Consider the following 22,090-nt stretch of genomic DNA (forward strand, 5'->3'; position numbering starts at 1 on the left):
TTAGGACGCTCCGGCGCCTTGCGATCGCACGCACCGGACGCCGCGGGGCCCGCCCTTCGGGCGGACGACGGGACTTTCAAAACACGCCCTAGGCGGCCGCCCACCGCTCCAGCCAGGTGCACGCCGCCCGCGCCGTGAACTCCTCCTGGCCCCCCTTGAACAGCAGGTCCGCCGTCGTGAACGCCGGGTCCTCGGCCTGCGCCGCGACGTACGGCACCGCGATGCACCGCATGCCCGCCGCGTGCGCCGCCGCCGCGCCCGGCGGCGCGTCCTCCAGGACCACGCAGCGCGACGCGGGAACCCCGAGCCGGCGCGCCGCCTCCAGGAACACGTCCGGGGCGGGCTTGCCGTGCGCGACCTCGTCCGCCGACACGTACCGGGGCAGCAGCGCCCGCAGACCGGTGCCGTCCAGGATCGCCTCGATGGCCTGCGGCGAGGACCCCGACGCCACGACCATCGGGGTGCCCGCCGCGTGCAGCCGCTCCACGAACAGCCGCATCTGCGCGAACACGTGCGTGTCGGCGCGGGCGAACTCCAGATAGCGGGCGTTCAGATCGTCGAGGAGCACGTCGGCCGGGTCGGTGATGCCGTACCTGCGCCGCCACGCCGTGAGGGTCTCCAGCGTCGAGATGCCGACGTACGTCTCGTGGTCGGCCCAGGTGAAGTCGGTGACACCGTAGCGGGCGAGGGTGCCGAGCGACGCCTTGAAGTAGTTGGGCTCGCTGTCGACGAGCGTGCCGTCGAGGTCGAAGACGACCGCCGTGTCGCCGAACGGGGACGGGGGAGCGGTGTGCGGGGCGTTCATGTCCCCAGCATGCCGGAACGGCGGCCCCCGCTCCGTGCCCGCCGCTCAGCCGCGCCCGGCGCCCGCCGCCCGGCCGACCGCCTCGACCAGCGGCAGCAGCCGGTGCGGGACCCGCTCGCGCAGCGCCACCTCGGTGCGGGTGCGCACCACGCCGGGCAACCGGTTGAGCTGCTGGATCACGTCCTCCAGATGTCCGGCGTCGCGTGCGGCGACCCGGGCGAGCAGGTCGCCGCCGCCGGTGGTGGAGTGCGCCTCGATGATCTCCGGCACCTGGGCCAGTGCGTCCCCGACCTCGCCGAGATGGCCCTGGGTCACCTCGATGTGCACGAAGGCGAGGACCGGGTGGCCGAGCGCCGCGGGGGAGAGGGAGGGCGCCACGCCCGTGATCACACCGTCCCGTTCGAGCCGGTCGAGCCGGGCCTGCAGCGTGCCGCGGGCGACCCCGAGGATGCGCGCGTACTCGCGGACGCTGGTGCGGGGCTGTTCCAGGAGCAGGCGCAGGATGCGGGTGTCGAGCTGGTCCACGGCCATGGGCGTACGGGCTCCTTCGTTCCACCGGCGATCCGGGCCGACTGTACCAATGGCTCAGCCGTCGGCCCTCGACCTGGCCGGTGGTCCGGCCGGCCGCCGCCCCGGGCGGTGGCGCCCGTGGTTCAGCGGCGGCCGGTGACGGCCGGGCCGGACGCCGTCGAGCCGCGCACCACCAGCTCGGGCATGAAGACGAACTCCGTGTGCGGCGCGGGCGTGCCGCCGATCTCCTCCAGGACCGCGCGGACCGCCGCCTGGCCCATGGCCTGCACGGGCTTGCGCACCGTCGTCAGCGGCGGATCGGTGAAGGCGATCAGCGGGGAGTCGTCGAACCCGACCACCGAGATGTCGTCGGGCACCTCGAGACCGCGCTGGCGCGCCGCCCGGATCGCGCCGAGCGCCATCATGTCGCTGGCGCACACGACGGCCGTGCAGCCGCGGTCCAGCAGAGCGGAGGCGGCGGCCTGGCCACCCTCCAGGGTGTACAGGGAGTGCTGGACGAGGTCGCGTTCGATCTCCTCGGGGGAGAGGCCGAGCCGCTCGTGCACCGTGCGCACGAACCCCTCGATCTTCCGCTGCACCGGCACGAACCGCTTCGGTCCGAGGGCGAGGCCGATACGGCTGTGGCCCAGCGCGACGAGGTGGGTGACGGCCAGCTGCATCGCGGCCCGGTCGTCCGGCGAGATGAACGGCGCCTGCACGTCGGGCGAGAACCCGTCGACCAGGACGAACGGCACGCCCTGCGCCCGCAGCTGCTCGTAGCGGCCGGGGTCGGCGGTGGTGTCGGCGTGCAGCCCGGACACGTAGATGATGCCGGTGACGCCCCGGTCGACGAGCATCTCGGTCAGCTCGTCCTCGGTGGAGCCGCCGGGCGTCTGGGTGGCCAGGACCGGCGTGTAGCCCTGGCGGGTCAGCGCCTGCCCGATGGTCTGGGCGAGCGCGGGGAAGATCGGGTTCTCCAGCTCGGGAGTGATCAGGCCGACCAGGCCCTCGCTGCGCCGGCGCAGCCGCACCGGGCGCTCGTAGCCGAGGACGTCGAGCGCGGCGAGCACCGACTGCCGGGTGGCCGACGCGACGCCCGGCTTGCCGTTGAGCACCCGGCTGACCGTCGCCTCGCTCACGCCCGCCTGCGCCGCGATGTCGGCGAGCCGCGCGGTCACGGGTGGGGCGGTGGCCGGTCGCCTGGCCGCCTGAACGGGCAGCTGCGTCATCGCACTCCTTGAGGGGACATCCTGCTGGCAAGAGTCCCGATGATCCCCGCGCGGTGACCCGCTGGCAAGAGCTTGCAGCTCCTTGCACGGTGGCGTAACCGGTTAAAACCGGGCATAAGTCTCCACATTTGTCCGGACCTTGGGGATCACGAAGCGATAACTCGCCACGCTGGCTGCAATTTTTTGCTGCAAGGTCTTTCGTCCGGCTTCCCGCGCTGTTACGTTCACGTCGCCCGGCGGCGGCGACGGCGCGGTCGGCAAGTAGGCCAGAGGAGCGGACGGGACCGCTCCTCGCCCACTCACGGGCATTCACCCTCTAGGAGATCTCATGCGGCGTGGCATAGCGGCCACCGCGGTGGTGGCGTCCCTCGCTCTGGCGGCGACGGCGTGCGGCGGAAGCGACGACGACGGCGACAAGGCGTCGGGCCCGACCACCATCACGTGGTGGGACACGTCGAACGCCACGAACGAGGCGCCGACGTACAAGGCCCTGGTCAAGGACTTCGAGAAGGCCCACCCCGACATCAAGGTCACGTACACCAACGTCCCCTTCGACCAGGCGCAGAACAAGTTCGACACCGCGGCCGGGGCCAGCGGCGCCCCGGACGTGCTGCGCGCCGAGGTCGGCTGGACCCCCGCCTTCGCCAAGAAGAGCTACCTGCTCCCCCTCGACGGCACCGAGGCCCTCGCCGAGCAGGACAAGTTCCAGGCGAGCCTGATCGAGCAGGCGCGGTTCGAGGGCAAGACCTACGGCGTGCCGCTGGTCACCGACACCCTCGCCCTCGTCTACAACAAGGCCCTCTTCAAGAAGGCCGGCATCACGAAGGCGCCCGCCACCTGGGACGAGCTGAAGGCCGACGCCGCCAAGGTCAAGGACAAGACCGGCGCCGACGGCTACTGGGCCTCCACCGCCGGCTACTACGCCGAGCCGTTCCTCTTCGGCGAGGGCACCGACACCGTCGACGCCGCGGGCAAGAAGATCACCATCGGTTCCGCCGCGGCCAAGAAGGGCCTCACCGCCTGGCAGGGCCTGTTCGACGGCAAGGGCCTGCACAAGGCCGACGCCACCGCCGACGCCTACGCCCACATCCAGGACGCGTTCGTCAACGGCAAGGTCGCCTCGGTCATCCAAGGCCCCTGGGAGATCACGAACTTCTACAAGGGCTCGGCCTTCAAGGACAAGTCCAACCTCGGCATCGCCACCGTCCCGGCCGGTTCGACCGGCAAGGCGGGCGCCCCGACCGGCGGCCACAACCTCTCCGTCTACGCGGGCTCGGACAAGGCGCACCAGGAGGCGTCCCTGAAGTTCGTCAAGTGGATGACCTCGGCGAAGACGCAGGAACAGATCGCCCTGAAGAACTCCACGCTGCCCACCCGCGCGGACGCCTACACCGCGAAGGTCACCGCCGACCCGGGCATCGCCGGCTACCAGAAGGTGCTCGCCGCCGCCCGGCCGCGCCCCGAACTGCCCGAGTACAGCTCGCTGTGGACGCCGATGGACCAGGAGCTGCCGAAGATCGCCACCGGCAAGCAGTCCCTGGACGCGGGGCTCAAGACCCTGGAGACCTCGTTCGCCAAGCTGGTGCCCGACTTCGGCAAGTGACGTCCGGCACGTGACGCGAGGGACGCACGCGTCCCGGTGACGCGAGGGACGTACGCGTCCCGGTGACGCGAGGGACGTACGCGTCCTTGTAGTTCGGCCGGTCCGCGCCCCCGAGGGGGAGGGCGCGGACCGGCGTCGACCTGACCAGAAGGTGCTCCGCCATGACCATCGCCGTCGACCGACCGACGCAACCCGTACGCAAGACACCGCGCCCGGGACCGATCCAGCGCCTGAAGAACTCGTACCGCAGGTACTGGTACGCGTACGTCATGATCGCCCCGGTGGTGATCGTCCTCGGCGTCCTCGTCGGCTACCCCCTGGTGCGGGGCTTCTACCTGACGCTCACCGACGCCGACAGCCTCAACTCCGCCCGCACCATCGGCGTCAACCACATCGACGCCACCTACAAGTTCGTCGGTCTCGACAACTACGCCGACATCCTGTGGGGCCCGTCCTCCTACGACCGTTTCTGGTCGCACTTCCTCTGGACGATCGTGTGGACGGCGCTCTGCGTCGCCCTGCACTACGGCATCGGGCTCGGCCTCGCGCTGCTGCTCAACCAGAAGATGCGCGGACGCACCTTCTACCGCCTCATGCTCATCCTGCCGTGGGCGGTGCCCACCTTCGTCACCGTCTTCGCCTGGCGGATCATGCTCGCCGACTCCGGCATCGTCAACGCCACGCTCGGCTCGCTCCACCTGCCCCAGCCCGAGTGGCTGGAGGACCCCTTCTTCCAGAAGGCCGCCGCGATCCTCGTCAACACCTGGTGCGGCGTCCCCTTCATGATGATCTCCCTGCTCGGCGGGTTGCAGTCCATCGACGCCTCCCTCTACGAGGCCGCCGAGATGGACGGCGCCGGCGCCTGGCAGCAGTTCCGCCACATCACCCTGCCGGGCCTGCGCTCGGTCTCCTCGACGGTCGTCCTGCTCGGGGTGATCTGGACGTTCAACCAGTTCGCGATCATCTTCCTGCTCTTCGGCAACACCGCCCCCGACGCGCAGATCCTGGTGACCTGGGCCTACCGCCTGGGCTTCGGACAGCAGCCGCGCGACTTCGCCCAGTCCGCCGCGTACGGCGTGCTGCTCCTGTCGATCCTCACCGTCTTCACGTCCTTCTACTACCGCTGGTTGAGGCGCAATGAGCAGCTCGCCGTCTGACGCCGCAGGAGCCCCCACCATGAGCACCACGACCGCCACCTCGAAGGTCCCCGCGCAGCGCTCCACGCCGCCCGCCGCCACGAACCCGCGCCGGGTGCGCCGGCGCGGCGAGCGCGGCCCGCTGGCGAGCGTCCTGTCGCACGGCGTCCTCACCGTCGCGAGCCTCATCGCCCTGTTCCCCATCGCGTGGCTGGTCTACCTGTCGGTGGGGCCCGACAAGGACGACTACCTGCACCCGGGCGGCATCGCCGGCAAGGCGACCCTCGACAACTACACCTACGTGCTCCAGCACACCGGCTTCTTCGACTGGATGAAGTCGACGCTGGTCGTCGCGGTCGGCACCACCCTCGTCGGCGTGCTCTTCGCGGCCACCACCGGCTACGCCGTCTCCCGGATGCGCTTCCCCGGCTACCGGCCGCTGATGTGGGTGCTGCTGCTCACGCAGGCGTTCCCCATCGCCGTCCTCATCGTGCCGATGTACGAGATCTTCTCCGAACTCGGCCTCATCGACAGCTACCTCGGCCTCGTCCTGGTCAACTGCACGACGATCGTGCCGTATTGCACCTGGCTGATGAAGGGGTACTTCGACACCGTCCCCGTCGACATCGACGAGGCGGGCCGCATCGACGGACTCTCGCCGTTCGGCACCTTCTGGCGACTGATCCTGCCGCTGGCCAAGCCCGGCATCGCGGTCGCCGCGTTCTACGCCTTCATCACCGCGTTCGCCGAGGTCGCCTTCGCCTCCACCTTCCTGCTCGACGACTCCAAATACACCTTCGCGGTCGGCCTGCAGAGCTTCGTCAGCGAGCACGACGCGCAGTGGAACCTCATGGCCGCCACCGCGGTGTTGATCGCCGTCCCCGTCACCGCCTTCTTCTACCTTGTCCAGAAGCACCTGGTCACCGGCCTCACCGCGGGCGGGACCAAGGGCTGAGACCTCCCTCACGCACACCGATCAGTAGCCGGCTCCTTTACGCAGCAAGGACACCATGACTCAGCACTCCACCGACGAGTCCCCGGCGTTCGCCACCACGACCCGAGCGAGCGCCGACTGGTGGCGCGACGCGGTCATCTACCAGGTCTACCCGCGCAGCTTCGCCGACAGCGACGGCGACGGCACCGGCGACCTCGAAGGCGTCCGCCGCCGCCTGCCCTACCTGCGCGACCTCGGCGTCGACGCCGTGTGGCTCTCCCCCTTCTACGCGTCCCCGCAGGCCGACGGCGGCTACGACGTCGCCGACTACCGGGCCGTCGACCCCATGTACGGCACGCTCCTCGACGCCGACGCGGTCATCCGCGACGCCCACGGACTCGGTCTGCGCATCATCGTCGACCTCGTGCCCAACCACTCCTCCGACCAGCACGAGTGGTTCAAGCGGGCCGTCGCGGAGGGCCCCGGATCCGCGCTGCGCGACCGCTACCACTTCCGCCCCGGCAAGGGCCCGGACGGCGAACTCCCGCCCAACGACTGGGAGTCCATCTTCGGCGGCCCCGCCTGGACGCGGCTGCCGGACGGCGAGTGGTACCTCCACCTCTTCGCGCCCGAGCAGCCCGACTTCAACTGGGAGCACCCGGCCGTCGCCGACGAGTTCCGCTCGATCCTGCGGTTCTGGCTCGACGTCGGCGTCGACGGCTTCCGCATCGACGTCGCCCACGGACTGGTCAAGGCCGAAGGGCTGCCGGACCTCGGCGCCCACGACCAGCTCAAGCTGCTCGGCAACGACGTGATGCCCTTCTTCGACCAGGACGGCGTCCACGAGATCTACCGCTCGTGGCGCACCATCCTCGACGAGTACGACGGCGAGCGCGTCTTCGTCGCCGAGGCGTGGACCCCGACCGTCGCGCGCACCGCCCACTACGTGCGCCCCGACGAACTGCACCAGGCCTTCAACTTCCAGTATCTGTCCGCCCCTTGGGAGGCGGCCGAGCTGCGGGCCATCATCGACGACACCCTCGACGCGATGCGGCCGGTCGGCGCCCCGGCCACCTGGGTGCTTTCCAACCACGACGTCACCCGGCACGCCACCCGCTACGCCAACCCGCCCGGCGGCACCCAGATCCGTACCGCGGGCGATCGCCCGCTGGGCCTGCGCCGCGCCCGCGCCGCGACTCTGCTCATGCTGGCGCTGCCCGGCTCCGCCTACGTCTACCAGGGCGAGGAGCTGGGCCTGCCCGACGTCACGGACCTGCCCGACGAGGCACGCCAGGACCCCTCCTTCTTCCGCGCCCAGGGCCAGGACGGCTTCCGCGACGGCTGCCGGGTGCCGATCCCCTGGACCACCGGGGGTCCCTCGTACGGATTCGGCGACGGCGGCAGCTGGCTCCCGCAGCCCGCGGGCTGGGGCGCGCTCAGCGTCGAGGCGCAGACCGGCGACCCGGACTCCACCCTGGAGCTGTACCGCTCGGCCTTCGCCGTGCGCCGCGCGCAGCCGGGCCTCGGCGCGGGCACGGACGTGACCTGGCGCGACGACGTGCCGGCGGGCGTGCTCTTCTTCGAGCGCCCGGGGTTCGCGTGCACGGTCAACACGACCGGTGCCCCTGTCCGCGTCCCCGCGCCCGGCCGGCGCCTGCTCGCCTCGGGCCCGGTGCCGGCCGCCGAGGACGGCACGGTGGCCCTGCCCGCGGACACCACGGTGTGGTGGCAGACGGTCTGATCCGCGGACGCACAGGTGAGGGGGGCCGGTGGTGTACCGGCCCCCCTCCTACGTGTGCCTCACTTCCAGGTGCCGCTGACCGTGTAGCCGCTGCCCGAGCCGGTCGCGTAGGACCGGTCGGCGCCGGACTCCCAGGTCACGTTCCCCGACGCGTCCTTCTTCAGGTACTTGTACGTGAAGGACGTGTTCTTCGGGGCGATCACCCTGCTGCCCCAGGAGGGGTACGCGGCCGGCGACAGCGGGATCGCGTCGGCCGGGTTCCAGGAGCCGAGCGAGGGGATCGAACCGACGACGTAGACGTTCGTGCCGGTGGTGGTCGTGGCGCTGACCGTGAACCGCACGTCGGTGGCGTCGGCGTCCGCGACGTTCCAGGTGTTGTCGACGCTGGCGGACGCCGTGCCCGTGGTGAGCTTGCGGTTGGCGTTGGACTCCCAGGTGATGTTCCCCGAGGCGTCCTTCTTCAGGTACTTGTACTCGATCGCGGACGAGGCCGGGACGGCGACGTCCTTCTTCCAGACCGGATAGCCGGTGGCGGACAGCTTGACGGCGTTCGCCGTGTTCCAGGAGCCGAGGGCGGGGGTGGACCCGACCACGTAGACGTCGCTGCCGGAGGTCGTGGGCGCGTACTCGTTGAAGGAGGCGGTGACGGTGGTGCCGCCGCCATTGTCCCCACCGCCGCAGTTGACCGGGCAGCTGTACGACCCGTCGTAGAACGCGACCGCGCCCTTCGCCGGGACGGTGAGCGCCGCCTTGCCGCCCGAGACGGTGACGGAGGTGGCGCCGCCGTCGATGACGTTCTTGTACGTGCCGTCCTTGAGGCCGGTCGTGTACGTGTGGGCGTGCGCGGCGGAGGAGTTGTTGAGGGCGACGAAGCCGCCGGTGCCGCGCGCGAAGCCGATGACGTTCGCGGCGGGGGACTGCCAGTTGGCGACGGAGGCGCCCGCGACCGCGTTGTGCCAGGCGATCATCCCGGAGACGGCGGTGTCCCGGTCGAGACAGGACCAGCCGGAGGAGCAGGTGGTGTCGGTGACGAACCCGCCGTTGTTCGGCGGTGCCTCGTCGCTCTGGGAGAAGTTCCAGGCCGCGTAGACCGACGGGCGGCCGTAGCCGCGGGCCAGCTGGAAGACGTTGGCGAGGACGGCCGTCGCGCCGTCCTTGTAGCTGAGCGTGTAGCCGTTGCGCTCGGTGTCGTGGTTGGTGACGAAGGTGTTGGCGTTCGCCTCGTTCGCCAGGCCCCAACTGCTGCCGAACGAGGCGAGGTTCGCGATGTCGCCGCCGCCGAACTGGGACTTCATGGCGGCCGCGTACGTGAAGTCCAGGACGTCGCCGTTGGCGTAGTAGTCGCCGAGCGCGGGCGGGGTGCCCGGGTAGACCTCCTGCGTGATGTACGGGGCGTCGCCCGCCTTCGTGGTGTGCAGGGCGCCCACGACGGCCTTCATGTCGGCGGTCTCGATGTGCTTGGCGGCGTCCACGCGGAAACCGTCCACGCCGAGGTCGATCTGCTTGTTGAGGAAGCCGACGATCTTCGCGCGGACCCCGGCCTCGGAGGTGTCGAGGTCGGGCAGGCCGAGCAGTTCGCAGTGCTGCACCTCGTGCTGGTCGGACCAGTTGGCGATGGTCTTGGTGCAGTCGTCGCTGTCGGCGGGGTCATAGTCCGGGGTGTCGTACTTGTTGCCGATCGTGGTGCCCGCGTAGCCGGTGCCGGTCTGCGCGGCCGTGTGGTTGATGACGGCGTCGGTGTAGACCTCGATCCCGGCCGCGTGGCAGGTGTCGATCATGCTTTTGAAGTCGCTCGCGCTGCCGAACCGGCTGTCCAGCTTGTACGAGTACGGCTGGTAGACGTCCCACCAGAAGTAACTGGCCTGCTTGAGGGACTCCTCGGGCGGGGCGACCTGTACGGCCCCGTAACCGGCCGGGTCCAGGACGTCGGTGCACTCCTTGGCGACCGACGCCCAGTTCCACGACCAGAGGTTGGCGATGACGTCGCCGTTCTTGACGCCCGCGTCGGCCGCGGACGCGGACGGCGCGGGCAGGGTGACGACACCGCCGAGGGCGAGCGCGGCGACGGCGGCGCCGGTGGCGGCGCGGCGCCCGAATCTGGCGCGCGTGATGGGGGATGGGCGCATGTGCGGCTCCTGTCGGTGGGGATTCCGGCCCGTCCGCGGAGGAGGGGAGACGGGCAGCGCACCGCGAGCGTGGGGGAGCCCAGGAGGCCGCGTCAAGAACTCGGTTGAAAGTTCTTGCTATGTATTGCAGAACTCTTGCAGCAAAGTTCCTGCAAGCGATACGGTCGCGCGGCGGACCGGTGCCGGCCCCTCGCCCCCGGATTCACGCACCCGCAAGAGCCCTGATCCTGCGAGGAGTTCGCCTTGAGCCGCACGCTTCCCACGCCGCGCCGGCACAGACGGGCCGCCGCGTGCACCGCGGCCGCCGCGCTGGCCCTGACCCTGGTCCAGCCGCTCGCGGCCCGTGCCGCGGCGCCGCCCGCGCCGCCGTCCGACGCGCGGCTGGCCGCCGCGCCCGCGCGCCACGACCTGACGCGCGAGCAGTACTACTTCGTCCTGCCCGACCGCTTCGCCGACGGCGACGCCTCCAACGACAAGGGCGGCCTGACCGGCACCCGCCTCGACACCGGTTACGACCCGACCGACAAGGGTTTCTACCAGGGCGGCGACCTCAAGGGCCTGACGAAGCGGCTCGACTACATCAAGGACCTCGGCACCACCGCGATATGGCTGGCGCCGATCTTCAAGAACAAGCCCGTGCAAGGCACCGGGGAGAACGCGTCCGCGGGCTACCACGGCTACTGGATCACCGACTTCACCCAGGTCGATCCGCACTTCGGTACCAACGCCGACCTGAAGACCCTCATCTCGAAGGCCCACCGCAAGGGCATGAAGGTCTTCTTCGACGTCATCACCAACCACACCGCCGACACGGTCGACTACACGGAGAAGACGTACAACTACCGTCCCAAGGGCGCCTATCCGTACCTGGACACCGAGGGCCGCCCCTTCGACGACGCGGCCGACGCGGCCGACGCGGCCGGCAGCAAGGGCGTGACCGCCGAGGTCGACGCGGACTCCTTCCCGTACACGCCGAAGAACACCGGCGAGATGGTCCCGTCGTGGCTCAACGACCCGACCATGTACCACAACCGCGGCGACTCCACCTGGGAGGGTGAGTCGACCACGTACGGCGACTTCTCCGGCCTCGACGACCTGTGGACCGAGCGGCCCGAGGTCGTCACGGGCATGGAGTCCATCTACAAGACGTGGGTGCGCGACTTCGACATCGACGGTTTCCGCATCGACACGGTCAAACATGTCGACCTGGACTTCTGGACCCAGTGGGCCACGGCGCTCGACACGTATGCGGCCCGCCACGGCCGCGACGACTTCTTCATGTTCGGTGAGGTGTACTCCGCCGACACCGACGTCACGTCCCCGTACGTCACGCGGGGCCGCCTGGACGCGACGCTCGACTTCCCCTTCCAGGACGCGGCCCGCGCCTACGCCTCGCAGGGCGCACCCGCCGGGAAGCTCGCCGCGGTGTTCGCCGACGACTACAAGTACGCGACCGACAAGGCCAACGCCTACGAACAGGTCACCTTCCTCGGCAACCACGACATGGGCCGCATCGGCGGCTTCCTGAAGGCCGACAACCCGGGCGCCTCCGAAGCCGAACTGCTGCGACGCGACAAGCTGGCCAACGAGGTCATGTTCCTCTCCCGCGGCAACCCCGTCGTCTACTACGGCGACGAGCAGGGCTTCACCGGACCCGGCGGCGACAAGGACGCCCGGCAGACCATGTTCGCCTCGAAGGTCGCCGACTACCTCGACGACGACGAGCTGGGCACCGCGCGCACCCACGCCGCCGACGCCTACGACACCCGGCACCCGCTCTACAAGGCGATCGCCGCGCTCTCGAAGCTCCGTAAGGACAACCCGGCGCTGGCCGACGGCGCCCAGCGCGAGCTGTACGCCAAGGACTCGGTGTACGCCTTCTCCCGTACGGGCGCGGACCGCGAGTACGTCGTGGCGGTCAACAACGCGACGACCCCGAAGACGGTCACGCTGCCCGTGGAGTCCGCCACATACCGCACGGTGTACGGCGGTTCGGGTGCGGTGCGCGCCTCCGGCGGCACCGTCGAAGTGACGGTCCCGGCGCTGTCGTCGCTCGTCCTGCGGGCCGACGGCAAGCTGCCCGCGCCCGCCACCGCGCCGACGCTGACCCTGAAGGCCCCGGCCGCCGGTGCCACGGGCACCGTCACCCTCGCCGCCGACCCGGGCGCCACCGCCTCCGCCCGCGTGGTCTTCGCCGCGCAGACCGGCGACGGCGCCTGGAGGACACTCGGCTCCGTCGACCACGCCCCGTACCGCGTCACCCAGTACCTGCCGCCGACGGTGGCGGCCGGGACGCCGCTGCGGTACAAGGCGGTCGTGGTGGACCGGGCCGGCCGCACCGCGAGCGCGCTCGCCTCCTCGACGGCGGGCCGGCCGCCCGCGCCCGAGAAGCCGACCGCCGTGGACCGCGACCACGCCGTCGTCCACTACCGGCGCACGGACGGCGACTACGACGGCTGGACGCTCAAGTCCGGTGAGGCGAGTGGGCAGTTCACCGGCCGGGACGCCTTCGGTGCCTTCGCCTGGGTGAAGGTCCCGGACGGGGCAGGCTCACTGACGTACACCGTCGAGAAGGGAGGCTCCGCGGACGGCCCGCAGCGCACCGTCGACCTCGCCAGGACCGGTGAGGTCTGGGTCGAGCAGGGCAAGGACGACCAGGCGACGGCCAGGCCCGACGGCGTCTATCCGCCGCAGGACGAGAAGAAGGCCGTCATCCACGTCCACCGCGCCGACGGCGACTACGACGGCTGGGGGCTGCACACCTGGACCGGCGCCGCGGACCCCACCGACTGGGCGGAGCCGCTGCGGCCGACGGGCGAGGACGCGTACGGCCTGACCTTCGAGGTGCCGCTCGCCGACGGGGCGAGCACCCTCAACTACATCGTCCACAAGGGCGACGAGAAGGACATCCCCACCGACCGCGTCCTGGACTTCGCCACGTACGGCAAGGAGGTGTGGCTCAACGCGGGGGAGGCCTCGTACCTGCTCCCGTCGGTCGGCTCGGGCGGTGACCTCGACCTGTCGAAGGCGCAGGCGCAGTGGATCGACGCCGACACCGTCGTCTGGAAGGTGGCCGCCACCGCCGCCGGCAGCCAGCAGCTCGTCTACGCGCCCGAGGGCGGCATCACCGTCCAGGACGGTGCGCTGAGCAGCGAGGGGCACTGGCTGCGGCTCAGGACCGGGGCCCTGACCGACGCGCAGAAGGCGAAGTACCCGCACCTTAAGGACTACCCGGCGTTCACCGTCGACCCGCGCGACCGCGACCGGGTACGGGACGCCCTGCGCGGTCAGCTGATCGCGACGCAGCGCGCGGCGAACGGCGCCCTGCTGGCCGCCACCGGAGTCCAGATCCCTGGCGCCCTCGACGACGTGTACGCGGGCAGCGCGGAGAAGGCGGCCCTCGGCCCTGTCTTCAAGGGCGACAAGGTGACCCTGTCCGTGTGGGCGCCGACCGCCCGGGACGTCCGGCTCGAACTCGGCGGCCGGGAACGGGCGATGCGGCGCGACGCCGCGAGCGGCATCTGGTCCGTCACCGGATCCGCGAAGGCCTGGCGCGGCAAGGAGTACCGGTTCGCCGTGACCGTGTGGGCGCCCAGTGCGCACAAGCTCGTCACCGACAAGGTCACCGACCCGTACTCGGTGGCCCTCACCGCGGACTCGGAGCGGAGTCTGGTCGTCGACCTCGCCGACCGGGCCCTCGCTCCCAAGGGCTGGTCGGGCCTGGCCAAGCCCAAGGCCGTCGCCATGAAGGACGCGCAGATCCAGGAGTTGCACATCCGCGACTTCTCGGTGGCGGACGGCACGACCCCGGCGAAGGACCGCGGCACCTACCGCGCCTTCACCGACAAGAAGAGCGACGGCTCCAGACACCTGCGCGAGCTGGCGAGGTCGGGCACCTCGTACGTGCACCTGCTGCCCGCCTTCGACCTCGCGACCGTCCCCGAGCGGAAGTCCGGGCAGGCCACGCCCGCCTGCGACCTGGCGTCGTACCCCGCCGACAGCGACCAGCAGCAGGAATGCGTCGGCAGGTCGGCCGCGAAGGACGCCTTCAACTGGGGCTACGACCCGTACCACTACACGGTCCCCGAAGGCTCGTACGCCAGTGACCCCGACGGCACCCGGCGCACGGTCGAGTTCCGGCAGATGGTGCAGTCCCTGAACGAGGACGGCCTGCGCGTCGTCATGGACGTCGTCTACAACCACACGGCGGCGGCCGGGCAGGACAAGGCCTCCGTCCTCGACCGGATCGTGCCGGGCTACTACCAGCGGCTCATGGCGGACGGCTCCGTCGCCACCTCCACCTGCTGCGCGAACACCGCGCCCGAGCACGCCATGATGGGCAAGCTCGTCGTCGACTCCCTCGTCACCTGGGCCAAGGAGTACAAGGTCGACGGCTTCCGCTTCGACCTGATGGGCCACCACCCCAAGGCCAACATCCTCGCGGTCCGCAAGGCGCTCGACGCGCTCACCGTCGCGAGGGACGGTGTCGACGGCAAGAAGATCATTCTGTACGGCGAGGGCTGGAACTTCGGCGAGGTCGCCGACGACGCCCGCTTCGAGCAGGCCACGCAGCGGAACATGGCGGGCACCGGCATCGCCACCTTCTCCGACCGGGCCCGCGACGCGGTGCGCGGCGGCAGCCCCTTCGACGAGGACCCGGGCGTACAGGGCTTCGCGACCGGCCTCTACACCGACCCCAACTCCTCGGCGGCGAACGGCACTCCGGCCGAGCAGAAGGCCCGCCTGCTGCACTACCAGGACCTCCTCAAGGTCGGCCTGTCGGGCAACCTCGCCGGCTACGAGTTCACCGACAGCGCGGGGAAGAAGGTGAAGGGGGCCGACGTGGACTACAACGGCGCCCCCGCCGGGTACGCCGCCGCCCCCGGCGACGCCCTCGCCTACGCGGACGCGCACGACAACGAATCGCTGTACGACGCGATGACGTACAAGCTGCCCGCGACGACGAGCACCGCGGACCGCTCGCGCATGCAGGTCCTCGCGATGGCCACCGCGGCCCTGTCGCAGGGCCCCGCGCTCTCCCAGGCCGGCACGGACCTGCTGCGCTCCAAGTCCCTGGACCGCAACTCCTTCGACAGCGGCGACTGGTTCAACGCGATCCACTGGGACTGCCGCACCGGCAACGGATTCGGCCGCGGCCTGCCCCCGGCCGCCGACAACCGGCCGAAGTGGCCGTACGCGCAACCGCTGTTGGCCTCCGTCCCGGTACCCGGCTGTGCCGCGATCGGCGGTACCTCCGCCGCGTACCAGGACCTCCTCAGGATCCGCACGGCCGAGCCGGCCTTCCATCTGGCCACGGCCGGGCAGGTGCAGCGGGACCTCTCCTTCCCGCTCTCCGGCCCGGGCGAGACGCCCGGCGTCCTCACCCTGCGCCTCGGTGACCTCGTGGTCGTCCTGAACGCGACACCGCAGCGGCAGGACCAGACGGTGGCCTCGCTCGCCGGAAGCGGCTACCGGCTGCACCCGATGCAAGCGGCCGGCGCGGACGAGGTGGTGAAGGGTTCGACGTACAAGGCGGGATCGGGAACCTTCTCGGTGCCCGCGCGCACGGTGGCGGTGTTCCGCCGCGCGTGAGGCAAGAGGTGCCCCCGCACGTTTGGCGCGGGGGCACCTCGCTGTCCCGGGTGCGGCACCGCGCTGTCCCGGGTGCGGTACCACGTTGTCCCAGGTGTGGCACCTCGCTGTCCCCGGTCCGAGATAAAGACAGCCTGAGTTGCACAGTTCAGGCTGTCGATCTACGGTAGGGGCATGACCGAGAACGCAGACCCCCTCTCCCCGGCCGCGATCCAGGCGGCCGGGGAGATCTGGGTGGTGGTCGGCCGGCTGCGCCGCAAACTGCGGTCGCTGGAGCACATCGACGGGGTCACCGGCCAGGAGGGTGAGATCGACCTCACCCCGGGCCAGGCCTCCGTCCTCGCCCGGCTCGACAAGATCGGCGCCGCCACCGCGAGCGAGCTGGCGGTCGTCGAGAACGTCCGGCCGCAGTCCATGGCCAAGACCGTCATCTCCCTGGAGCGGGACGGGTTCGTCGAGCGCCGCCAGGACCCCGACGACGGGCGCCGCCAGCTCGTCTCGCTCACCCGGCGCGGCCGCGAGCGCGGCCAGGGAGTGCGCCGCGCCCGCCAGGAGTGGCTCGCCCGCGCCCTCCAGGAGCGCGGTACCGACGCGGAGCTCCAGGCCGTGATCACCGCCATGCGACTGATCGACGAGGTGACCCAGGCATGACCCGGCTCGCCGAGCGGCTGCGCGGGGCGCGCACCACCGGAGCGGCCGGGTTCGACCGCCGCCTCGTCGTCCCCATGGTCCTGGGTTCGGTCCTGAACCCCATCAACTCCTCGATGCTCGCCGTCGCCCTGATCCCCATCGGCCGCGCCTTCGGGGCGCCTCCGGACCGGACCGCCTGGCTGGTGACGGGCCTCTACCTGGCCACCGCGGTCGGCCAGCCCGTCGTCGGCCGCCTGGTCGACGCCTTCGGGCCGCGCCGCCTGTACCTCGCGGGCACCGCGCTGGTCGGCGTCGGCGGCCTGCTGGGCATGCTCGCCCCGAACCTGTGGGTCCTCGTCGCCTCCCGGGTACTGCTCGGCTTCGGCACGTCCGCCGCCTACCCCGCCTCCATGGCGCTGCTGCGCGCCGAGTCCGACCGCACCGGGCTGAAGAGCCCGAGCGGCATCCTGGCCGTCCTGTCGGCCTCCGGGCAGGTCGTCGCCGTCATCGGGCCGACCCTCGGCGGCCTGCTGATCGGGGCCGGCGGCTGGCACCTGATCTTCGGGGTGAACGTGCCGCTGGCGCTCGCCTGCCTGGTCCTGGGCGCCCTGTGGCTGCCACGGACGCGCCCGCGGGCCGCCGCGCGCACCGGCCCCCGCACCGACGTGCCCGGCATGGTCCTCTTCGCGGCCTCCCTCACCGCGTTCATGCTCTTCCTGACCGACCCGGGCACCGCGCACTGGTACCTGCCGGTGATCGCGGCGGCGGGCGGCCTGTGGTTCGCCCGCCGCGAGCTGACCGTCGAGGGCCCCTTCATCGACCTCCGCGTCCTCGGCGGCAACACCCCGCTGCTGGCCACGTACGCCCGCCAACTCCTCGCCTACACCACCTCGTACGCCTTCCTGTACGGCTACACCCAGTGGCTCCAGGAAGGGCGCGGGCTGAGCGCCGCCCACGCCGGGCTGCTCCTGCTGCCGATGTCGCTGGCGGCCGTCGCCGCCACCGCGCTGACCGGACGCCGCCCGGGCGTGCGCGGCAAGCTCCTGGCCGGCGCCCTCGTCCAGCTCATCGGCTGCGCGGCCCTGTTGGCCGTCGGCGCGGACACCCCGGTCTGGCTCCTGGTCGTCCTCGGCGTGCTCTTCGGCATCCCACAGGGCCTGAACGGCCTCGCCAACCAGAACGCCCTCTACGCCCAGGCCGACCCGGCCCGCATGGGCTCCTCCGCCGGGCTGCTGCGCACCTTCACCTACCTCGGCGCCCTGCTCGCCTCCGCGGCGAACGCCGTCTTCTTCCGCTCCGGCGCCACCAGTGCCGGGCTGCACGACATGGCCCGGCTGCTGCTCGCCGTGGCCGCGGTGTTCCTCGTCGCGTGCGTCGCCGACCGCTCGCTCGGCCGGGTCGGCCGGGACCGCTGAGCGGCGCGCGGTGAGCGGTGCGCGGTCAGTGGCGCGCGCTGAGTGGCGCGCGCTGAGTGGCGCGGCCTCCCCAGCCCCCTGATTCCCCCCTCCTGAAAGGCACTTTTTCATGCCCGTCACCACCCTGGACCCCAGGTCCGCCCTCGTCGTCGTCGACCTGCAGAACGGCATCATGGGCATACCCGGCGCCCCGTACCGCACCGCCGACGTGGTGGAGCGCACCGCCCGGCTCGCCACCGCATTCCGCGCCCACGGGCTGCCTGTCGTCCCGGTCCGCGTCAGCCACCACGCCGACGGCTCCGACACCGTGCCCGGCCGCACCGAGACGCCGCGCGGCGCGGCGGCCAGGCCCGCCGGCTGGGACGAGATCGTCGACGCCCTCGCCGGACACCCCGAGGACATCGTCGTCACCAAGCGGAACTGGTCCGCGTTCTACGGCACCGACCTCGATCTTCAGCTGCGCAGGCGCGGCGTCACCCAGACCGTCCTGACCGGCGTCGCCACCAGCATCGGGGTCGAGTCGACCGCCCGCGCGGCCCACGAGCACGGCTACCACGTCACCCTGGCCACGGACGCCATGACCGACCTGGACGCCGAGGGCCACCGCGGCAGCGTCGAGCGGATCTTCCCCCGCCTGGGCGAGACCGGCACCACCGAGGATGTGCTGGCCCTGCTGGCCGGGCGCGACTGACGCGGCGCCCCTCGCCCCCGGCCGCCGCTCTCCCGTACCACCTCGGCCCGTGCCGGGATCGGGCGGCGGCGCGCCAATGTGGTGTACATGTCGCATGTGTTCGCTAACCTGACGCCACTGCACGAAGATCCGCGCCAGGGACGGCTGCACGCCGGGGGCTGAGGGGCCTGTGGGGGACGATCTCGGATTCGACACGCTGCTCGGGCACGACGGCCTGGTCGCCAGGCTCGTCGGCCGGACCCGGACCGGGCGCAACAGGGAGCCGCTGTTCGGCCCCGACCTGCCCGTCGTGCTGCTCGTGGGCGGACCCGGCATGGGCAAGGGGCGGCTGCTGCGCTCCGTCCAGCGCGACTTCAAGCCGCGGGTCCCCGTCGCCCATGTCGACTGCGCCGCACCCGAGTTGCGTGTCCTGCCCGACGAACCCCCGCGCACCCGCTCGGAGATGACCGAACTCCTGCGCAAGGCGGCCCTGGACTACCACGACTGGGACGGCGACGGCGGCCCCGTCGCGGTCCCGCGTCTGTACGCGGGCCTCGCGGCCGTGACCGCGAGCGACGGCCTCGCCGCCGCCAACGTCCTCGTGGACGAGGTGCGCCGGCTCGACGAGCTGCTGCCCCCGGCCTCGTTCTGGCGCGGAGTGCTGCGCGGCACCGTGAAGAACTACGCCGGCTTCCTCGCCGGCCTGGTCACCGCGCCCGTGCTCGGCCCGTTCGTCAACGCCCTGATCGACGGGCTGCTGGCCCGCGCCTCCGCCGACGGCAGAAAGACCCTCACCGAGTTCTACGGGACGTACCCCGGCGCCGGCGGTCAGCCCAGGTCCGGGCTGCGCGGGCTGGCCGCCGACTTCCAGCAGGGCGGGGAGTCCCGGCGGGTCGCCGAGGCCTTCTTGTTCCGCGCCCTGCGCGAGGACATCGAGGCGGCGCACCGCTCGGTGCGGGGCCGGGTGGCCCGCTCCGGCCGCCCCGTCCTGCTGGTCGACCACGCCGACACGGAACTCGGCCGCCGCCTGCTCGGGCCGGTCCTGGAGGACCGGGAGCGGCGCCGCCACGACCGCCTCGTCATCCTGGCGACGGCCCGGCGGGAGGACGGCGGCCGGTTCCTCTACCACGCGGGCCGCGAACCGGCGGCCCCCGCCGTGTGGGACGCCGCCACCGGCGCTCTCCCGCGGTGGGAGCGGCCCGCGGGCACCGTCCCCGACGGCGCACCGCTGTGGCGCGGCGTGCTGCTGGTGCGGATGCCCCGGCTGACCCGCGACGAGCAGCGCGAGGCCAACGAGAGCCTGCACGCCGGTCTCACCGGCCTCGGCCACGCGGCGCGGCTGCGCATCAACACCGGCATCCACCGGCTCAGCGCCGGCCGGCCGCTGGTCGTGACCCGGCTCGGCGAGGCCACCGCGGCCCTGCCCCCGCGGGAGTGGGAGGCGTGCACCGACTGGTCGCTCCTGGACGGCCGGCTGCCCGCCACCGAACACACCCCGGACCGCGAGGTGGCCGACGTGCTCCTCGACGAACTCGTCGCCCGGCAGCTCCCCGAGGAACTGCCGCCCGTCCACCGCGGACACTGGCTCGACCTCCTCAGCCACCTCTCCGTCGCCCACGACGCCGAATGCGCGCAGGCCGTGCTGCGGGCAGCGCAGGAAGGCCGCACCCACCCGCTGACCGCGTACCGCGCCGCCGAACTCCTGGAGGACAGCGGCTGGCCGCCCTGCCCCCGGCACTTCATCGGCGACCTCGGCCTGCGCCGGCTGCTGATGCGCCGCCTGTACCGGATGCGGCCGGACGGCGGTGCCTGGCACACCGCCCACGCCGTCCTCCAGGGCCATTACCGGGATCTCGGCGACGCCCACCCGGACGCCCGGTTCGGCACCGCGGCCGCCCACCGCATGCACCACCTGCTCGCCTCCGACGGCACCGAGCACGTTACGCGCTACCTCGCGCAGGCCTTCCTGACCCGGTCGGCGCGCGCCTGGTCCGCGGAGCTGCTCGCCATCGCCGACGCGCCGCTGCTCGGCAGGCCCGACCGGCGCCTGGACCACGCGCACGGCGAGATCCACGTGCCCGGCGACGCCCAGCGCCGGCGCATCGACCGGCTGCTGAACGCGGCCTGGCTCAGCGGCGAGCGGACCTGGCCGCTCGCCGACACCGTCCCGGGCGTCCTCAGGGACGAACTGGGCGGCCTCAGCGAGTGGTCGGCGCACCTCGCGGACGAGGCCGTCGCGGGCCGGGCCCCGGCCGGGGTGGACGCGGACCGGGCCGCCGAGGGCGCCGAACAGCTCGCCCGGGTGGCCCGCGAATGGGGCGACAGGGCCGACGCGCGCCAGCCGCTCGAACGCTGCGCGTGCACCCAGCACATCGGCTTCGGCTGACCGAAGCCGGCCCGGGCCGGCTTCGGTCCTGACCGGCACACGACGAGGAGGGGTGGGCGAAGGTGTGGGACTCGGTGTACGTCGTCTTCTGGGCGACGCTGTTGCGGCGGAGCCTGACGGTCTGCGGGATCGCCCTGGTGGTCGTCGCCGCCGTCCTCCTGTGGCCCGGACCGCGGGGACCGGAGAGCTGCGCCGCGGGGGTCGACAAGAGCGACGGTGAGTGCATCGGAGCCAACGGCTCCGGCTACGACTTCGGCACCTCCGAGATCACCGCGGTGGCCCGCGCGATCGCCAAGGAGAACGAGAGGTTCGTCGGGGACCGGCCGCACGTGACCGTCGCCATGGTGCTGCCCCTGCACCCCGGACTGGCCGCCGAGCGCCAGCAGTTGCGCAGCGAGATCCAGGGCGCCTACCTCGCCCAGTACCGCGCCAACCGCAGCGAGCAGGCCCCGCTGATGCGCCTGGTCCTCGCCAACCCCGGCAGCGACTACGGGCAACAGGCCAAGATCGTCGACCAGTTGGCGGAGATGGCGCGGGACAAGCGGCACAACCTGCGGGCCGTCACCGGCTTCAACCTGAGCCTGAAGGAGACCAAGGACGCCATCACCCGCCTCACGAAGGACCTCGGCATCCCGGTCCTCGCCAGCCGCATCAGCGGCGACGACCCGGCCAACCCCGAGCCCGGCGAGGACCGGCAGCCCTACCCCGGCCTCGCCCGCATCATCCCGACCAACACCGACCAGGCCGCGGCGCTCGCCGACTTCCACGGCGGACTCAAGGACGCGCAGACGGTCCTCGTCAAGGACACCCGGCCGGGCGACATCTACAACGCGTCCCTGGCCCGCGCGTTCAGCCACAAGGAAGCCGGCCCGCCGGGCCCCAAGGACCAGCCCTTCCGCTCACCCGCGATCACCGAACTCGGCGACACCGGCAACGACTTCAAGGAGATCAGCCTCAACCTCTGCGACTCCGACGCCCGCTACGTGTACTTCGCGGGCCGCCCGGTGCACCTGCGCCTGTTCGCCCTGAAGCTCGCCGAGACCTCCTGCCACGCGAAGAAGTACACCATCGTCAGCGGCTCCGGCTCCGCCACCCTCAACCGCTACATGGACGCCGACGACTGGGAGACGCTGCGCGGCGGCAGCGGCGCCACCGAACCCACCGTGACCGTCCAGTACACGGCCCCCGGCCACCCCGACGCCTGGGACGAGACCCTGCGCGCCTGGGACCGCGGCCACCCCGATCCGCGGTCGCGCCCGGAGTACCTCACGCAACCCCAGCACGAGCTGGCCGAGCTGCGCCGGCTGGTCCGG

Annotated in this window: 13 protein-coding genes; 9 read left to right on the top strand and 4 right to left on the bottom strand. The window is 71.9% G+C overall.

Annotation, left to right across the window (positions count from 1 at the left end; translation table 11 throughout):
• Positions 1 to 88: 88 nt before the first annotated feature.
• The 3 genes from ACIBW6_RS16610 to ACIBW6_RS16620 form a co-directional block, all read right to left on the bottom strand.
• Positions 89 to 805, bottom strand: a complete 717-nt coding sequence (locus tag ACIBW6_RS16610; protein ID WP_399060040.1) for an HAD family hydrolase — start codon at positions 803 to 805, stop codon at positions 89 to 91.
• A 45-nt stretch (positions 806 to 850) separates the two neighbouring features.
• Positions 851 to 1,336 (bottom strand): Lrp/AsnC family transcriptional regulator, encoded by a 486-nt coding sequence (locus tag ACIBW6_RS16615; RefSeq protein ID WP_399060042.1) that lies wholly within the window; start codon positions 1,334 to 1,336, stop codon positions 851 to 853.
• Positions 1,337 to 1,458: 122 nt separating this feature from the next.
• Positions 1,459 to 2,493: a LacI family DNA-binding transcriptional regulator gene (locus ACIBW6_RS16620; protein WP_399060545.1), complete on the bottom strand. Its 1,035-nt coding sequence runs from the start codon at positions 2,491 to 2,493 to the stop codon at positions 1,459 to 1,461.
• Between the two features lie 379 nt (positions 2,494 to 2,872).
• On the opposite strand from ACIBW6_RS16620, the gene ACIBW6_RS16625 reads away from it, so the two are divergent.
• From ACIBW6_RS16625 to ACIBW6_RS16640, 4 genes are all read left to right on the top strand, one after another.
• On the top strand, positions 2,873 to 4,147 hold the full coding sequence (locus ACIBW6_RS16625) for an extracellular solute-binding protein (protein ID WP_399060044.1): 1,275 nt from the start codon (positions 2,873 to 2,875) through the stop codon (positions 4,145 to 4,147).
• A gap of 161 nt (positions 4,148 to 4,308) precedes the next feature.
• Positions 4,309 to 5,304 carry a carbohydrate ABC transporter permease gene (locus ACIBW6_RS16630; RefSeq protein WP_399060046.1) on the top strand — a complete coding sequence of 332 codons (996 nt, stop codon included), beginning with the start codon at positions 4,309 to 4,311 and terminating at the stop codon, positions 5,302 to 5,304.
• A gap of 19 nt (positions 5,305 to 5,323) precedes the next feature.
• Positions 5,324 to 6,238, top strand: coding sequence for a sugar ABC transporter permease (locus ACIBW6_RS16635; protein ID WP_399060048.1), 915 nt, complete (start codon positions 5,324 to 5,326; stop codon positions 6,236 to 6,238).
• Positions 6,239 to 6,293: 55 nt separating this feature from the next.
• On the top strand, positions 6,294 to 7,958 hold the full coding sequence (locus ACIBW6_RS16640) for an alpha-amylase family glycosyl hydrolase (RefSeq protein WP_399060050.1): 1,665 nt from the start codon (positions 6,294 to 6,296) through the stop codon (positions 7,956 to 7,958).
• Positions 7,959 to 8,017: 59 nt separating this feature from the next.
• On the opposite strand, the gene ACIBW6_RS16645 is transcribed toward ACIBW6_RS16640, so the two are convergent.
• Complete coding sequence (locus tag ACIBW6_RS16645; protein ID WP_399060052.1) at positions 8,018 to 10,084, bottom strand: carbohydrate-binding module family 20 domain-containing protein; 2,067 nt, start codon at positions 10,082 to 10,084, stop codon at positions 8,018 to 8,020.
• A 243-nt stretch (positions 10,085 to 10,327) separates the two neighbouring features.
• Between ACIBW6_RS16645 and pulA the strand changes: the two genes are divergently transcribed.
• The 5 genes from pulA to ACIBW6_RS16670 all read left to right on the top strand — a co-directional run bounded on the left by pulA (position 10,328) and on the right by ACIBW6_RS16670 (position 20,777).
• Positions 10,328 to 15,676 (top strand): pullulanase-type alpha-1,6-glucosidase, encoded by a 5,349-nt coding sequence (gene pulA, locus ACIBW6_RS16650; protein ID WP_399060054.1) that lies wholly within the window; start codon positions 10,328 to 10,330, stop codon positions 15,674 to 15,676.
• A 174-nt stretch (positions 15,677 to 15,850) separates the two neighbouring features.
• Complete coding sequence (locus tag ACIBW6_RS16655) at positions 15,851 to 16,327, top strand: MarR family transcriptional regulator (protein ID WP_399060056.1); 477 nt, start codon at positions 15,851 to 15,853, stop codon at positions 16,325 to 16,327.
• Positions 16,324 to 17,721 carry an MFS transporter gene (locus ACIBW6_RS16660; RefSeq protein ID WP_399060058.1) on the top strand — a complete coding sequence of 466 codons (1,398 nt, stop codon included), beginning with the start codon at positions 16,324 to 16,326 and terminating at the stop codon, positions 17,719 to 17,721. The genes ACIBW6_RS16655 and ACIBW6_RS16660 overlap by 4 nt, the downstream gene beginning before the upstream one ends.
• A 109-nt stretch (positions 17,722 to 17,830) precedes the next feature.
• The gene (locus ACIBW6_RS16665) at positions 17,831 to 18,412 is read left to right on the top strand and encodes a hydrolase (protein WP_399060060.1); all 582 of its coding nucleotides are present in this window, start codon (positions 17,831 to 17,833) and stop codon (positions 18,410 to 18,412) included.
• Positions 18,413 to 18,581: 169 nt separating this feature from the next.
• The gene (locus ACIBW6_RS16670; protein WP_399060062.1) at positions 18,582 to 20,777 is read left to right on the top strand and encodes a hypothetical protein; all 2,196 of its coding nucleotides are present in this window, start codon (positions 18,582 to 18,584) and stop codon (positions 20,775 to 20,777) included.
• The last annotated feature ends 1,313 nt before the right edge of the window (positions 20,778 to 22,090 follow it).

It is taken from the genome of Streptomyces sp. NPDC049813 (assembly GCF_044465085.1).
In the GTDB taxonomy this organism is placed as follows: domain Bacteria; phylum Actinomycetota; class Actinomycetes; order Streptomycetales; family Streptomycetaceae; genus Streptomyces.